The sequence below is a fragment of the Eubacteriaceae bacterium Marseille-Q4139 genome (genome assembly GCA_018223415.1).
Lineage (GTDB): Bacteria > Bacillota > Clostridia > Lachnospirales > Lachnospiraceae > CABSIM01.
Window position 1 is genome coordinate 1,698,873 of sequence record JAGTTQ010000001.1, and the last position, 15,818, is coordinate 1,714,690.

The window sequence follows — 15,818 nt, forward strand, 5'->3', positions numbered from 1 at the left end:
ATCCTTATTTCAGCTTCCTGATGGGGCTGAATCGGTAATAATAAATGATAAACGCAATGGAAGTAACCGTCCAGCTTAACGGATAGCTCACAAGCGTCGTAATTAACGTCGGGTTAAACGGCGTCACGATGAACACCCAGGCCACACGGAGCACGCAGGTTCCGAAGCAGATCAAAAGCATGGGAACGAACGCGTCGCCGATGCCGCGCAGGGTACAGGGATACACGTTGACACAGATATACGTTACCCAGAACGGAATCAGGAAATGCATGATATTTCCGCTCAATTCCATGACGGCCGGATCACTGGTGAACAGGGAGGAAAGCGGCCCGCCGAGCACCCAGATCACAGCGCCTAACACCAGGGTGATAACCGTGGACATGCCGATGCCCACATACGTTCCCCGTTTCAGCCTGTCAATTTTTCTCGCGCCGAAGTTCTGTCCGGCAAAGGTCGTCACGGAAATACCCATGGCGTCCATGGTCATCCAGAACAGGCCGTCGATTTTCCCGTACACGGCCCAGGCCGCGATGGTGTCCGTGCCGAAGCTGTTGATGTTGGCCTGGATCAGGATGTTGGAGATGGAGTACATCGTGGACTGAAGGCCGGCAGGAAGGCCGATTTTTACCACCTTAACAAGCATCATCCGATCCACCTTCAGTTCCTTTATGTTGAACCGGTAGCACTCCTTCGAGCGGATCAGCGTCGCCATAACGAGGACTGCCGAAATGAGCTGGGAAAGAATCGTCGCCAGGGCTGCGCCGGCAACCTCCATCTTAAGGCCCACAACGAACGCCAGATCCAGGACAATGTTCGTGAGACATGCCGCAATCAGGAAGAATAACGGCCGCCTGGAATCGCCGACTGCCCGGAGGATCGCCGCACCCATGTTGTAGAGCAGGTTCACGATAATGCCGGCAAAATAAATCCGCAGGTAGGTGACGGAGTAGTCCATGATTTCATCCGGCACACCCATGGCCCGCAGGGCGATGGGCGCCATGGTTTCACCGACCACCAGAAAGAGCACGCCGCCGGCCAGCGCCATGCAGAACGCCGTATGGACGGCCTTTCTCACATAGTCCTCCTGTCTCGCCCCGTAATACTGGGACACGACGACGGCTGCGCCGGAGGAAACGCCGACGAAAAAGCCAACCAGCAGGTTAATCAGGGTTCCCGTCGTACCGCCTACGGCCGACAGGGCCTCCTTGCCCACGAACTTTCCTACGATCATGGCGTCTGCTGTATTGTAAAGCTGCTGAAAAAAAGTCCCGAACAGAATCGGGAAGAAAAATATTAAAAGCTGCTGCCAGATAACACCTTCGGTAATCCCGTTATACTGCTGTGCCGTTCCTTCTCTCTTTCCCATACTCTCCATCCTTTTCTCTCTTGTCTGTTTTTCCTCCGAAACGGAGGCATGGCTTGTGCAATAAAAAGAAGCCCGCTTGCGGACTTCCTTTGCTGCCGCGCGCATGTCCTGAAAGCCAATCCGGCCGGACTCTTCGCGGGCGCGCCCCGCCGCACAGGCAATCCGCAGAAAAATCCTGTGCGGCAGCAGACTACGCTGATCTTCCTCTGACATTCCTTACATCATTCTGTTTCTTTACAGCAGTTCCTTCCGCAGCTCCTCGCCGCTCTTTGCGGAAAGGTATGCCGGCGGGATATCGAGAATCGTCCGGCAGCCCGTCTGGCCTTCTTTTGCCATGCGGTATGCGGCGCGGGCGCATGCTGCGATCACCGACGACGTAAATTCCGGGTTGGAATCCAGCTTTAAGCTGTACTCAATCACATGCTTATTCTCCAGATCCCAGCCAGTCCGTCCGCTGCGGATCACGAAGCCGCCGTGGGGCAGACGGCTGTGGTCTCTCTTCATCTCTTCTTCCGTGATGAAATGAACCGTCGTGTCATAATCTGCAAAGTAGTTGGGCATGGTCTTGATCTCGTTTTCGATCTTTGCCAGGTCGGCGCCTTCCTCCGCCACAACGAAGCACTCTCTCGTGTGCTTTTCTCTCGTCGTAAGCTCCGGCGTCTCGCCGCTCCGGATGGCCTCCAGCGCGCTGTCCACCGGGATTGTGTACTGCCTTGCATCCTTTACGCCTGCAATCCGGCGGATCGCATCGGAATGCCCCTGGCTCACGCCTTTGCCCCAGAACGTATAGTCACGGCCATCCGGCAGCACCGCATTCGCATATACACGGTTTAAGGAGAACATGCCGGGATCCCATCCTGCGGAGATGACGGCCACTTTCCCGCCTTCCTTTGCGGCTGCGTCCACGGCCGCATAATGCTCCGGGATCTTTGCGTGGGTGTCAAAGCTGTCGACAACATGGAACAGCTTTGCAAACTCCGGCGTCTGCTCCGGCAGATCGGTCGCGCTTCCGCCGCAGAGGATCATCACGTCGATCTGATCCGTCATGTTTTTCGCTTCGTCTAATGGATATACCTTAACGCCCTCCGTCAGGATCTTTACCGTGTCCGGATTTCTCCTGGTAAACACGGCCGCAAGCTCCATGTCCGGATTCTGCTTTACTGCACATTCTACGCCTTTTCCCAGGTTTCCGTAACCCAGGATACCAATTCTGATTCCCATTTTCTTCCGCTCCTTTTTTGTCAAAAATTCCTGTCTGAACTAATTCTATCAACCGCCCATTCCCGTGTCAACTGGAAATGCCATGATTTTACAGGCTCCGGTTTTCGGGAATTATCCCTGATTTTTTCTGCCCTCCTGCTTCATGAAGACGAACACAACGGCAGCCGTGATAAATTCCGATACGGTCACGACGGCCCAAATCCCGTCTACGCCGAAAACTGCCGGCAGCAGGAAAACGAACAGCACATTTAAGGCCACGCCGCGGAGAAGTGTGATCGTCAGGGACTTTTTCGGCCGCACGGTGGCCTGGAAATACGTGCCGCACATGATGTTCCACTCACACGCCAGAAAGCCCAGGAAATAAATCCGCACTGCTGGCACAGCCATGGCAAGAATTTCTTCCGTCGGCTCCAGAAACAGATAGGTGAGCTGCGTCGGGAACAGCATGCCCAGAGCCGTAAAGATACAGCCGGCAAGGAGCGCTACCCGGATTGCAAGCCGTTTTGCCTCGGTGATCCGGCCGGTTTTCCCTGCGCCGAAATTGGCGGAAAGGAGCGGCTGAACCGCCTGGGAAAGGCCGTTGCTGATGGAAACCACCACGAGGGAGGCGTTGCTGATGATGCCGTAGACGACGACACCGAGATCTCCCACATAAGCGAGAAGCTGGCGGTTAAAGAGCAGCATCACAAGGCCATTGGAGACCTCAAGAATGAAGCTCGACAGGCCGTTTCCCACGATTTCTTTCGCTTTTCTGAAGCTTGCCCCGCGCTCCGGCTTCAGCCGGTTCTCCGGCGAAAAGAAGTGGCTGCACAAAATGGCCACCGTAAGCGTCGTCCCCATGACCGTCGCAAGGGCCGCGCCGCCCATGCCCCAGCCCATCAGGAAAATGAAGACATAGTCTAAAACCACGTTGGTGACGCCGCCGCTGATGACGCCGGCCATGGCGAGCTTCGGCGCCCCGTCGTTCCGCACAAAGGCCTGAAGAAACGACGACAGCATGAAAACCGGCGCCCCTGTCATCAGGACACGGCCGTAAGGCACCATGTATGCCTCCATGGAATCCGTGCTTCCGAGAAGTCTTGTCAGCGGATCAAAAAACACATGGCCGCCGATGAGCGCAGCCGCGGCCGCTGCCACCACCATGATAAGCCCCGTCGTAAAGTACCGGCGCGCCTCAACCTCTCTTCCGCTTCCGCGGGAAAAGCCGAACAGGACGCTGCCGCCGATGCCGCACATCATGCCGATGCCGTAGTACAGGCTGTACAGGGGCAGAAGGATGTTTAAGGCCGCGATGCCGGGCGCGCCGATTCCGCGGCCGATCATCATGGTGTCTGCAAGGATGTAGATGGATGTCACCAATGTGGCGCTGACGGACGGCACAAGGTAGCTTAAAAATACCTTTTCCACCGGCGCTTCAAGCAAGTTCAGTTGTTTCATAGCATTTTACTTAACAGACATTGAAATTCGTGTTCCGGTACCCGGCCAGAATGCCTGCCATTTCCTCTCCGTATTCATTCTTAAAGTCTTCCATGACCTCCAGATTCACCGTCTCGCCTTCCGCGCCGAAAATCGCGGCGGAAACTTCGCTGAACGACCAGTAGGAATGGCCGCAGTGGTATTCAAAGGGGCGAATCCCTTCCGGGCGCTTCTCCACGGCCTGACCGTCCTCAAAGCCGGAATCCCGGATAATCTGGATGCAGTAATCGTGATCATGGAGCGTCTGCGGCACCTCGTAGACCATGTCCGGGTTGAAGCCGCGGCAGATGGACGCGTCCAGGACGCTGCAATATGCCAGGCCGGCATCTTTCAGCCCCATTTCCTTAAATTGCGTATGCCATGGGCAGCGGTGAATCTGCATCACGTAGTCAGGCCCGTAGCTCTCCACTGTGACCTGGTTGGAACAGCCCAGCTCTTCCACATCCTTTGTGTTTTTCCACTCGCCGTACCGGCAGTACGTCTCATAGTTTAACGGCTGCCCGTCCCGAATGGCTCTCTGGGCCATGCGGCGGCCGCGCTGTTCCGCGTAGTAGCGGACTGCATGGGTGAACGCAGCCTTTCCCCTCTCGCCGAAATGTTCGGTCAGATGGACATAAAATTTCGCGGCGATGAATGCATGTGTCTTTTCATTGAATCCCATAGATTGTTTCCCCTTTCCATTTTGATATATGAGTCGGGAACCGCAAAGCGGCCCGGCATTTCCCCAATGATTTCCGCTTAATGATTTCCGTTTTTGGAAATTGCTTTCGGCCGCCTACGTCTCCCCGCCCAGGGCGTCCGAGAGCGCCGCAAACTGTTCCAGGGTCAGTGCCTCCCCGCGAACCGACGCCGGAAGCCCGAGGGCGTCGATGGCCGCGGCAATCTGTTCCTTTGTAAACGGCAGCTCCGGCGAGTTGTTAAGGCCGTTCTGGAGCGTTTTCCGCCTCTGGTTAAAGGACGCACGGATTAGCTTGAACATGAGCGCCTCGTCCTTCACCGTCACCGGCTTTTCCTTATGCCTCGTCAGACGGATGACCGCGGAGCCCACCTTGGGCCGCGGAATAAAGCAGTTCGGCGGCACGTTTGCCACGATTTCCGGCTCTGCATAATACTGGACTGCCAGGGACAGCGCCCCGTAATCTTTGGAGCCGGGCCCTTCTTTCATCCGGTCGGCCACCTCTTTCTGCACCATGACCGTAATGTTGTCCACCGGCACGCCGCTCTCAAATAACCCCATAATGATCGGCGTCGTGATGTAATAAGGAAGATTTGCCACAACCTTGATGGGCTTTCCGCCGTTGTACTGCTCCGCCAGCGATTTTATGTCAACCTTAAGAATATCCTCATTGATGATTTCCACATTCCCGTATCCGGCCAGCGTCTCTTTTAAAATCGGGATCAGGTTCCTGTCGATTTCCACTGCCACCACCTGCCTGGCGTGCTCGGCCAGGTACTGGGTCATGGTTCCGATGCCCGGCCCGATTTCCAGCACGCAGTCGTCCTTCGTCACACCGGCTGCCGCAATGATTTTCTCCAGCACATGGGTGTCAATCAGAAAATTCTGGCCGAATTTTTTCTGGAACATGAATTCATATTTCTGTATGATCTCAATGGTATTTTTCGGGTTTCCCAGATTTGCCATTCTCTACTCCTGTCCCGACAGCCGGTAAAGGCGTCTCGCATTTTTTTCTGTTTCTTCGATGATCGTTTCCTCCGGAAGGCCTTTGATTTCTGCCAGCGCCTTCACCACATACGTGAGGTTTAACGACGAATTGCGCTTTCCCCGGTTTGGCACCGGCGCAAGGTAGGGGCAGTCCGTCTCTAAAACAAGCTGGGATAACGGCGCATATTCCGCCGTTTCAATCAGTTTTCTGGCATTTTTAAAGGTCAGGACACCGCCGATTCCGAGATAATATCCCATGTTCAGGTACTCTCTCGCAATTTCTGTGCCGTAGGAAAAGCAGTGGATAACGCCGCCCGTGCTCTCTTTCTGCCAGGCCTTCATGATGTCAAGCGTGTCCTTTGCTGCGTCGCGGCTGTGGATGACGACGGGACGATCCGCCTCGGAGGCCAGGGAAAGCTGGCGCTCAAACCAGTTTTTCTGAATCTCCCTTGCCGGCTCGTCCCAGTAATAATCCAGTCCGATTTCCCCGATGGCAACTACTTTTTTTCCTGCGGAGGCGGCTTTTAACCACTCCATATCCTGTTCCGTAAGCTCTCCCGCCTCGTTTGGATGGACGCCGATGGCCGCATAGATGTGCGGATACTGCTCTGCGAGCTTTAACGTGCTCTTGCAGGACTCCATGCTGGCCCCGATGTTGACAACCGTGCCGATGCCCTGTTCCGGCAGGGATTTTATCAATTCGTCCCGGTCGCCGTCAAAGGCCTCGTCGTCGTAGTGGGCGTGGGTGTCGAATATTTGATACATAAATGTGTGTGCTCCTTGTGTGGGTGTTGTGTACTATGGCTATTATAGCCGATTCCGGCTTAACAATCAATACGGGGAGGGCGGGGGTATGCAGACGAAAGCGCCGGAACACATGCGTCCCGGCGCTTGCTGCATAGCCTGAATCGTTACCTGATCTCAGCCCCTGCCTTGATATCCTTTTCCGGCGTCATGACTGCCAGGTTGCCTTCGTCGTCCTCGGCGCTTAAAATCATGCCTTCGGAGATCATGCCGGCCAGTTTTGCCGGCTTTAAGTTCGTCACAACCATCAATTTCTTTCCGACCATCTCCTCCGGCTTGTACCATGCCTTGATTCCGCTGATGATCTGTCTTGTCTCGGAGCCGATCTTAACCTGGAAGCAGAGAAGTTTTTTGGACTTCGGAACCTCCTCGCACTTTACGACCTCGCCGATCTGGAACTGGAGCTTTGCAAAGTCGTCATAAGTGATTTCCGGCTTCTTCTCCACGTCCATTCCGCTCTCTTCTTTTTCTTTCTCCGGTTTTCCGGCATTCTCTTTTTCGGCTTCGGCAGCTCTCATGGCTTCCACCTTCTCCATGACCTCCTTGATGTCCATGCGGGCAAACAGGATTTCCGGCTTTTCCGTCACCTTCGTCCCGTTCGGATACAGCCCAAACTGATCCATGGCCTCCAGATCACGCTTTTTGGTGTTAAGCTGTGCCAGGATCTTTTCAGACGTTTCCGGCATGAAGGAGTGGAGCAGGGAGGCGCCGATGGTGATGGCCTCTGTCAGGTTGTAAAGCACCGTCGCAAGGCGGTCTTTCTTCTCTTCGTCCTTGGCAAGAGTCCACGGCGTCGTCTCGTCGATGTATTTGTTGCTGCGGCGGAAGATGTTGAAAATTTCCGTGATGGCGTCGGCCACGCGCAGCTTATTCATCTTCTCATCTGCCTTCTTCACGGCATCCAAAACGGCGGCCTTCAAGTCCTCGTCCACGGCCTCGCAGACATGTTTGTCCTCCACGATTCCGCCAAAATATTTGTTTGTCATGGAAACCGTGCGGTTCACCAGGTTTCCCAGGATGTTTGCCAGATCGGAATTCATCCGCTCTACCATCAGCTCCCAGGAAATCACGCCGTCGTTCTCAAACGGCATCTCATGGAGCACGAAATAGCGGACGGCATCCACGCCGAAGAAGTCCACAAGCGTGTCGGCGTACAGCACGTTCCCCTTGGACTTACTCATCTTTCCGTCTCCCTGAAGGAGCCACGGATGGCCGAACACCTGCTTTGGAAGCGGGAGATCCAGAGCCATCAGGAAAATCGGCCAGTAGATCGTATGGAAGCGGATGATGTCCTTTCCGATCAGGTGCAGGTCAGCCGGCCAGTATTTCTCAAATTTTTCGCTGTTTTCGCCGCCGCAGTCATAGCCGATTCCCGTGATATAGTTTGTCAGGGCGTCCAGCCAGACATAGGTCACATGCTTCGGGTCGAAATCCACCGGAATTCCCCACTTGAAGGACGTTCTCGAAACGCAGAGATCCTGGAGTCCCGGAAGCAGGAAGTTGTTCATCATCTCGTTTTTCCTGGATACCGGCTGGATAAATTCCGGATGCTCGTTGATGTGGTCGATGAGCTTCTGGGCATACTTGCTCATGCGGAAGAAGTACGCCTCCTCCTTTGCCGGCTGCACCGGGCGGCCGCAGTCCGGGCACTTGCCGTCTACCACCTGGGACGGTGTCCAGAAGGACTCGCACGGCGTACAGTAGAGGCCTTCATAATGGCCCTTATAGATGTCGCCCTGATCGTAGAGCTTTTTAAAAATCTTCTGTACCTGCTTTTCATGGTACTCATCCGTCGTGCGGATGAATTTGTCGTAGGACGTGTTCATCAGATCCCAGATGCGCTTGATTTCCCCGGCCACGCCGTCCACGAACTCCTTCGGCGTCACACCGGCGGCGGCAGCCTTCTCTTCGATTTTCTGTCCATGCTCATCGGTTCCCGTCTGGAAATATACGTCATAGCCCTGCTCCCTCTTGTAGCGGGCAATGGCGTCGGCCAGAACAATTTCATAAGTATTTCCGATATGCGGCTTGCCGGATGTATAGGCAATGGCCGTGGAAATGTAGTACGGTTTTTTACAGTTTTTACACATAATTTCTCCTCCTGCCTGGTTCCTGGGGGCATCTCACTTACAAATAAAAAACCCGCCTTTATATTTAAAGACGAGTCATTCCCCGTGTTACCACTTTAATTCAAACCGGCCTTACGGCCGATTCCTCACCGGCTGCACCGCCGCATAAATCACCTTTGCACCGGATACAGTCTGACACGCTAACGGGCGCTTCCGTCACGACCTAAACCTCCCGCCTTCGCGGGCCCTTCAGCCATGCGGCTCCGGGACCATCTTCACCAGGCACTCCGCTCCCCTTTCTCACCAGCCGGGGTCTCTGGACGCTTCCCTCCTGCCTACTCTTCCCTTCCAAGCCTTTCTCTTCATAAATTTTATTAGTCCCAGTTTATCCTGTTCCGTTCCTTTTGTCAAGGCGCTGAGCGGAAATTTGTGACAACAGTTCCGCCATGCAGGCATGTACGGCAAAATACCGCGCGGGAGCTTGCTCACAGAGCAGCATTTTGCCGTATGTGGATATAGGGCGAACGCCCGACATGAATAATTTGACGGCCAATGCCATTTTTCGTTAGCCAATGTAATGGAATCCGTCAAATTATGAATGGCATGGCGGATCTGGCAAAATGTCTCGCGGGCATACGGGGCAGCTTCCCGGCATTCCCGCAGATTTTCAGGGATACGGCCGCCTGCGGCGAAATATATTGAACATATATGTAAATCCGGAGGTCTGAAAATGAATCTCAACCATGTTCCCGGCCCGGATTCTGCCGGAAAACGCCCGGGCCAGCTTTTCTTTCCGGCTTTTTTCCGCAAAAAGAAAGCCGCAGCCATGTTTTTCATGTCCATGCTGGTTTTCTGTGCCATATTCTTATGCGGCTGCCAGAAGGAACGGATCGACGTTCCCGGGGAAACCGGCGAATGGCTCTCGTCCGGCCGCGATCCTGTCCGGTCGGAAGAACAGGCTGCGTGCCAGGAGAGCTTCTCCGATTTCTGCCTTAACCTTTTTTGCAGCGAGGCGGCCGGAAATACCCTGGATCTCCACTATACCCTGAAAAACCCGGAAAGCTGGGGCATCAACCCCGGCGAGCCGTCCCTCGGGAGCTTCCATCTGGCAGACATGATTGCCGCCAACCAGGAAATCCGGGAGCTTAAGGACGTGCTCCTGTCCTATGACCGGGCGCTTTTGTCCCCGGAGCAGCAGTTTGTCTACGATGTTCTCCTCGACAATCTGGAAACCTCCCTCACCTCGGAGGGCATGGAGCTTTACGCACAGCCTCTTTCCCCGACCATCGGGACCCAGGCCCAGCTTCCGATCCTGCTTTCCGAATACTCTTTTGAGACCCTTAAGGATGTCGAAGACTATCTGGCGATCCTCTCCCAGATTGATGAATACTATGGCCAGCTCCTCACCTTTGAAAATCAGAAGGCGGAGGCCAGACTTGGCCCGTCGGACGCTTCCATCGACGGGATCCTGGCCTCCTGCCGGAGCTATCTCATCGATCCCGAGGACAATTTCCTCACCGAGACCTTCCGGACGCGCCTGGACGGCCTGGAGGGCGTGACGGAGGAACAGAAGGCCGACCTCTCCGCCCGCCATGTAAAGGCCATACGGGAACATTTCATTCCGGCTTATGAACTTCTCATAGAAGGCATGACGGCGCTCAAAGGGCGCGGCATCCACGACGGCGGTCTGGCCCAGTATAAGGACGGGAAGCAGTATTATGAATATCTCGTAAAAGCCGGAACAGGCACCTCCTACACGATCCCTCAGTTAAAAGAGGCACTGGCCCGCCGGATGGAGGATGATTTGACGGCCATCAGCCGGATTTTCCTGGAAGACCCGGATTTTGACCCGGATTCCTGCATGTTTTCCCTGACAGAGCCGGATAAAATCCTGGATGACCTTCAAAGGCAGATCAAGCGGGACTTCCCGGCGCTTCCGGATTATTCTTATGAGATTAAATACGTCCCGAAATATCTGGAAAGCTCCTTAAGCCCTGCCTTTTATCTCACGGCTCCCTTAGACGACTTGAACCAGAATGTCATTTATATCAACAACGGCTCTGCCGGCAGCTCGGACGATCTCTACACGACTCTGGCCCATGAGGGCTTTCCCGGCCATCTCTATCAGACCGTCTATTCCAGGAGCCATGCTGCCTCGCCGCTTCTCTCTCTGCTTGGCTGTTCCGGCGCAAACGAAGGTTGGGCGACCTACGCGGAAAATTACGCCTACACCCTGGAAAACGGCCTGACCGAGGCGCAGGGAACCTACTTATCCAGCCTGCGTTCATTCTCCCTCTGCGTCCACAGCCTGCTCGACATCGGAATCAACTACGACGGCTGGAGCAGAGAGCAGGCCGGCGAGTTTATCCGCACGTATTTTAACGCCGACGATGAGACCGTCGAAAATCTGTGGCAGACTATGATCGACAATCCGGCCAACTACCTGGAATACTGCTGCGGGTACATAGAAATCATGGAGATGAAGGCAGAGGCAGAGGAGGCCCTTGGCCCGTCCTTCAACCTGATGGAGTTCCACCGGTTCCTCTTAGACATAGGGCCGGTTCCTTATTCGGTAACGCGGGAATATTTTTCGCAGTGGCTGAAAAAGCAGTGACGCGCCCCCGCAGGGACACTGGACAAAAGGAACAGAGTTTAGTATGATAAAGACAGATAGAAACGGTTACATTTCTTGCGATAAAGGAGGAAAATCAGCATGAACGAAGTCATGAACGCAATCCTGACAAGAAGAAGCATCCGAAAATTTACAGACGCCCCGATCCCGAGAGACATTTTGGAGGAGCTGGTAAATGCCGGCCTCCATGCGCCGAGCGGGAAAGGGAGACAGACATGGAAATTCACGGTTATCACGAACCGGGACATGATCGCGCGGCTGACCGATTTAATCGGAAGCGAGCTGGCGCGGGAGAACTACGACATGTACCGCCCCACCGCCATCATCATGCCTTCCAACATCCGTGACGGTATCTGGAGCCGCGAGGACAACGCCTGCGCTCTGGAAAATATCTTCCTGGCCGCCCATTCCTTAGGGATCGGCTCCGTCTGGATCAACCAGATGCAGGATATCTGCGACAGGCCGCAGGTACGGGCGCTTTTGGAAGAGATGGGCGTCCCGGCAGATCATGTGGTCTTCGGTATGGCTGCCTTGGGCTATCCGGCTCCCGATGCCCCGGTAACTCCGATCAAGCGGATCGGCCAGGTAGCATGGATCGAATAGGCATTTATCATCCACGGCCCCGGCTTCTGAAATACGGAAGCCGGGGCCGGAATTTTACAGGCGGTTCCCAAACCGCTGTTTTCTCTTTACCATTTATCGCAGTGGTACAGATGTCTCGGAATACCGTCTACCATGATCGGCGGCACATCTCCCTGGATCAGCGGGCGCACGTAGTCGAGGAATTCCTCCGTCACATACGTTCCGTCTTCGTTGATCCATTCTCTCGGAACCACCTTCTCCACGTTGGAAACCTTGTGGACATTCTGAAGGCTGGTGGTACACTGGTACGGATCGTCCGAAATCCGCTTTAAGATTACCATTTCACCGGTGTCTCCCTCATCAGCGGCCTTCACGGCAGCACCGCCGACCTGGAACGCCTCGATGATGTCGATTCTGGAAACCAGGTGGGAAGCGGCACGCTGGAGAGTGGAAAGCTCGATTCCCCTCGTCTTGCAGCCGATTTCATTGGCAATCCGGCAGGCCAGGTAATTGGCCGTTCCGCTTAACTGCTTATGCCCGAAAGCATCCACGTAATCCACGCCGTCGGTCAGCTCGCAGACATAGCGGCCATCCGCCAGGCGGATTCCCTCGGAAACTGCCACAACAACAGACTGCTTCGTCTCCAGAAGCCCTCTGACCTTCTCCACAAACTTGTCCACGTCAAAGGGAAGCTCCGGGAGATAAATCAGATCCGGCCCTTCGCAGTCCTCTCCCTTTGCAAGGGCAGAAGAACCCGTCAGCCATCCGGCGTTGCGTCCCATGATTTCAATTACCGTAACAAGGCCTTTTCCATACTCCAGGGCGTTGCTGTCGCGGATGATTTCTTTTGTGGATGTACCGATATATTTGGCGGCGCTTCCGTAGCCCGGCGTATGGTCTGTCAGCGCCAGGTCATTGTCGATGGTTTTCGGCACGCCGATGAATTTCGTCTTATAGCCTTTGACAATCGCATAATCGGACAACTTTTTGATGGTGTCCATGGAATCGTTTCCGCCTATGTAAATAAAGCTTTCAATCTCCAGCTTCTCCAGGATTCCAAAAATTTTCTCATAAATCTCCGGATCCTCATGGATTTCCGGAAGCTTGTACCGGCAGGAGCCAAGATAAGCAGCCGGCGTCCTTTTTAAAAGCTCCACGTCCAGGTCATTCCGGATGTGCTCCGACAGATCCACATATTTTTCATCCATCAGTCCCTGGATTCCATGCAGCATTCCATATACTTTTTTTGCCCCTCTGTCCATGGCCGTACGGTAAACACCAGCCAGGCTGGAATTTATCGCAGCCGTGGGGCCGCCCGACTGGCCGACAATCACATTCCCCTTCACAATAGGTTCCTCCTCCATATTTTTTCTCAGCATCTACTATACGCTATTTGAAGCGATTTTTCAACTATTCTCCGCACAGGCAGGCCTGCTATTTCAGGCTGTTTTCTGCTTCTTTTTCCCGGAACCACAGATTCAGCTTCATCAGCGCCTGTACTAAGGCCTCTGTCTCCCGGTCTCCAAGCCCGTTCATGATGCTTTCGATCATCTCGTGGTGGAACTGTTCATGGTGGCGGTACGCCTTCCTGCCCTTTTCCGAGAGCGAAATGTAGACGATCCGTCTGTCCGCCTTTCCGCGCTCCCGCACCACGTATCCCTTTTTTACCAGGCTGTTCATGGCAATGGTGAGCGTCCCCATGGTGACGGAAAGCTCCTTTGCGATGGCAGACATATTTTTTGCCTCTCCAATCCCAATGGCTTCGATTACATGGAGGTCATTGTTTGTGATATCTTTAAAATCCTGGTTAATTAACGCCCTCTGCTCGATTTCCATCACGTCGCGGAAGAGCCTGACAAGCAGTTCGTTCAATGTTTCAAAGGTACTCAATGGATTTTCCTTTCTCTTCTATCCTGCCGGTGAAAAATAGTTTGAATGCAAAAGTATTATATAACAGGACCGAGTGGTGCACAACTGGAAAATCCGTATTTCCCTTGAAATTCCGCGATTTTAACAGCTTTCTGACAGTTTTTTGGCCTTTTTCCATGCGTTCTGTTCCATCAGAGATGCTTTTTGCTACATCATCCCCGCCAGAACAATGCTCGCTGCAATCCCTCCGGCCGTGGCAATCAGGGCGCCTGCCAGCGTCCATCTCGTCTTTCGGATCCCTGCCGTCATGAAATAGACGCTCATGGTATAAAAGACCGTCTCTGTGCATCCCATCATGATGGAGACCATGTTCCCGGTGAGGGAGTCAGGCCCGTACTGCTTAAAAATGTCTAGAATCAGCCCAGTCGCAGCAGAGCTGGACACAAGCCGCACCAGCATGACCGGCACAAGCGGCGTCGGGATATGGAGCCGCGCAGCCGGCGCTTTTAGGATCTCTGCCGCGGTCTCCAAAAGCCCGGATGCCCTGAGAATCCCCACAGCCGCCATGAGTCCGATTAACGTGGGCAGAATTCCCGCCACGGTCTTCATCCCTTCTGCTGCCCCTTTCAGGAAATCGTCGAACACCGGCTTGCCGGACAGAAGCCCGAACCCGACAATATAAAAAATAACCAGCGGAACCATAAATTCTGACAAAAAGATCAATACATCCATAATTTCTCCGGCCAGAACTTCTTATTTCATTGTATTCCTCTCCGAAATCAGATATACTGATGAATCATAGACATAGAAGGAGGCTTCCATGAGCGTACTTTTTATTGAATATCCGCCCTGTTCCACCTGCCAGAAGGCAAAAAAGTGGCTGACTGCCCACAATGTAGAGTTTACCTCCCGCCATATTAAGGAGCAGAACCCTACGGCCGAAGAACTGACTGCATGGATCGCCGAAAGCGGCCTGCCCGTCAAGAAATTTTTCAATACAAGCGGGCTTCTCTACAAATCCATGGCCTTAAAGGACAAGCTTCCGTCCATGACCCAGGAGGAGCAGATTGCGCTGCTCGCCACAGACGGCATGCTGGTAAAGCGCCCCCTTATAATCGGGGACGGCTTTATCCTTGTGGGTTTTAAGGAGAAGGAGTGGGAGGAAAGACTCGGTTAACGCCGGGTCTTTCCTGCGTTTTAAGGTTCCTGCTTCTTTCCCGATGCAAAGAACAAAAATACGGCGAAGGCCAATGCCGCAAGGGCCGCCAGGCTGATGCTCACCACGGTCATGTGGCGCAGGATCCATGCTCCGACCTCGTCAAAAAAGGCCGCAATGCCTGTCCGCTCCTGTACCGTGTCCTGCTGTGAGACGGTTTCCTGGCTCTTCGGCGTCTTTTCTATTTTGACTGCTGCTTCCGTTTCCTCCGGGCTTTCTTCTTCTGGAGCTTCTGTCTCCTCCTCTCTCGGCACATAAGTACAGGCGTAGTAAAACCCCTGAATCGGCGGAAGCCCGGCCTCCCCTTCATAGACGGCTTCCACATCCCGCACCAGCTTTTCCCCTCTGGCAGACGCGTCCCGGCAGAGCACGCCGGCATTTTCATAGGGCTCTCCCGCCCATTCCACAGAATAGATCCGATAATGGGTTCCCGGAAGTCCCAGATAGGCTAAAAATGCATCCCCATAATCGGAAAGATCGGCATCTCCCGGTATTTCCGCATCCCCCAAAAGATAGCTGTCTGCCCCGTAATCCTGAAGCGTGACGGGAAACGAGAAATCGTCAGACCAGCGTTCCCCCTTTTCGATCACCTCCGTCCGTTCAATGATGCATTCCACAAGCTGTCCCGTGTCCTCATCTGTCACCTGGAATCTGGCAGTGTCCGGCGGTTCTTCGCCTGCCTCCAGGACATAGGGGATACTCCCGGACACATGGCGGCTCCGCCCGTCTTTCACAGCAGCCTTTCGTTCATAGGAATAGAGCCGGTACCACTTTCCGTCAAACTCCTTTTCCTGCTCCGGTTTCGGCGCTGTCTCTTCGATATAAACCGGGCTTTCATAGAGCAATTCTTCGCCGCTCCCTGTCCCGGGCCCGGCGCCTAAAAGCGCCAGGGCCGGGAACAGGATGAAAAAAGCCATAAA

14 protein-coding genes are annotated in these 15,818 nt (G+C 54.2%); 3 read left to right on the forward strand and 11 right to left on the reverse strand.

Features of this window, described 5'->3' with window-relative positions:
• Positions 1-4: 4 nt before the first annotated feature.
• The 7 genes from KE531_08220 to metG all read right to left on the reverse strand — a co-directional run bounded on the left by KE531_08220 (position 5) and on the right by metG (position 8,620).
• Positions 5-1,366 (reverse strand): MATE family efflux transporter, encoded by a 1,362-nt coding sequence (locus KE531_08220; GenBank protein ID MBR9953603.1) that lies wholly within the window; start codon positions 1,364-1,366, stop codon positions 5-7.
• Positions 1,367-1,600: 234 nt separating this feature from the next.
• Positions 1,601-2,587 carry a diaminopimelate dehydrogenase gene (locus KE531_08225; GenBank protein ID MBR9953604.1) on the reverse strand — a complete coding sequence of 329 codons (987 nt, stop codon included), beginning with the start codon at positions 2,585-2,587 and terminating at the stop codon, positions 1,601-1,603.
• Between the two features lie 111 nt (positions 2,588-2,698).
• Positions 2,699-4,024 (reverse strand): MATE family efflux transporter, encoded by a 1,326-nt coding sequence (locus tag KE531_08230; protein ID MBR9953605.1) that lies wholly within the window; start codon positions 4,022-4,024, stop codon positions 2,699-2,701.
• Positions 4,025-4,034: 10 nt separating this feature from the next.
• Positions 4,035-4,724 carry an L-2-amino-thiazoline-4-carboxylic acid hydrolase gene (locus KE531_08235; GenBank protein MBR9953606.1) on the reverse strand — a complete coding sequence of 230 codons (690 nt, stop codon included), beginning with the start codon at positions 4,722-4,724 and terminating at the stop codon, positions 4,035-4,037.
• A 114-nt stretch (positions 4,725-4,838) separates the two neighbouring features.
• Positions 4,839-5,705, reverse strand: coding sequence for a 16S rRNA (adenine(1518)-N(6)/adenine(1519)-N(6))-dimethyltransferase RsmA (gene rsmA / locus KE531_08240; protein ID MBR9953607.1), 867 nt, complete (start codon positions 5,703-5,705; stop codon positions 4,839-4,841).
• 3 nt (positions 5,706-5,708) lie between these two features.
• Positions 5,709-6,491: a TatD family hydrolase gene (locus KE531_08245; protein ID MBR9953608.1), complete on the reverse strand. Its 783-nt coding sequence runs from the start codon at positions 6,489-6,491 to the stop codon at positions 5,709-5,711.
• Positions 6,492-6,637: 146 nt separating this feature from the next.
• Positions 6,638-8,620 (reverse strand): methionine--tRNA ligase, encoded by a 1,983-nt coding sequence (metG, locus tag KE531_08250; protein ID MBR9953609.1) that lies wholly within the window; start codon positions 8,618-8,620, stop codon positions 6,638-6,640.
• A 709-nt stretch (positions 8,621-9,329) separates the two neighbouring features.
• Here metG and KE531_08255 point away from each other — a divergent pair.
• Together KE531_08255 and KE531_08260 are read left to right on the forward strand one after the other, a co-directional pair.
• The gene (locus tag KE531_08255) at positions 9,330-11,213 is read left to right on the forward strand and encodes a DUF885 domain-containing protein (protein MBR9953610.1); all 1,884 of its coding nucleotides are present in this window, start codon (positions 9,330-9,332) and stop codon (positions 11,211-11,213) included.
• A gap of 99 nt (positions 11,214-11,312) precedes the next feature.
• A complete protein-coding gene (locus KE531_08260; protein ID MBR9953611.1) occupies positions 11,313-11,834 on the forward strand; it encodes a nitroreductase in 522 nt (173 codons plus the stop codon).
• Between the two features lie 86 nt (positions 11,835-11,920).
• Here the strand turns inward: KE531_08260 and KE531_08265 are convergent, their stop codons facing one another.
• From KE531_08265 to KE531_08275, 3 genes are all read right to left on the reverse strand, one after another.
• The gene (locus KE531_08265) at positions 11,921-13,159 is read right to left on the reverse strand and encodes a 6-phosphofructokinase (GenBank protein ID MBR9953612.1); all 1,239 of its coding nucleotides are present in this window, start codon (positions 13,157-13,159) and stop codon (positions 11,921-11,923) included.
• A gap of 88 nt (positions 13,160-13,247) precedes the next feature.
• Entirely contained in the window at positions 13,248-13,649 is a 402-nt protein-coding gene (locus KE531_08270) for a MarR family transcriptional regulator (protein ID MBR9953613.1), read from the reverse strand.
• Between the two features lie 240 nt (positions 13,650-13,889).
• A complete protein-coding gene (locus KE531_08275; protein ID MBR9953614.1) occupies positions 13,890-14,414 on the reverse strand; it encodes a spore maturation protein in 525 nt (174 codons plus the stop codon).
• 88 nt (positions 14,415-14,502) lie between these two features.
• Between KE531_08275 and KE531_08280 the strand changes: the two genes are divergently transcribed.
• On the forward strand, positions 14,503-14,859 hold the full coding sequence (locus KE531_08280) for an arsenate reductase family protein (protein MBR9953615.1): 357 nt from the start codon (positions 14,503-14,505) through the stop codon (positions 14,857-14,859).
• A 20-nt stretch (positions 14,860-14,879) separates the two neighbouring features.
• Here KE531_08280 and KE531_08285 read toward each other — a convergent pair whose 3' ends face one another.
• The gene (locus KE531_08285; protein ID MBR9953616.1) at positions 14,880-15,815 is read right to left on the reverse strand and encodes a hypothetical protein; all 936 of its coding nucleotides are present in this window, start codon (positions 15,813-15,815) and stop codon (positions 14,880-14,882) included.
• Positions 15,816-15,818: the final 3 nt, after the last annotated feature.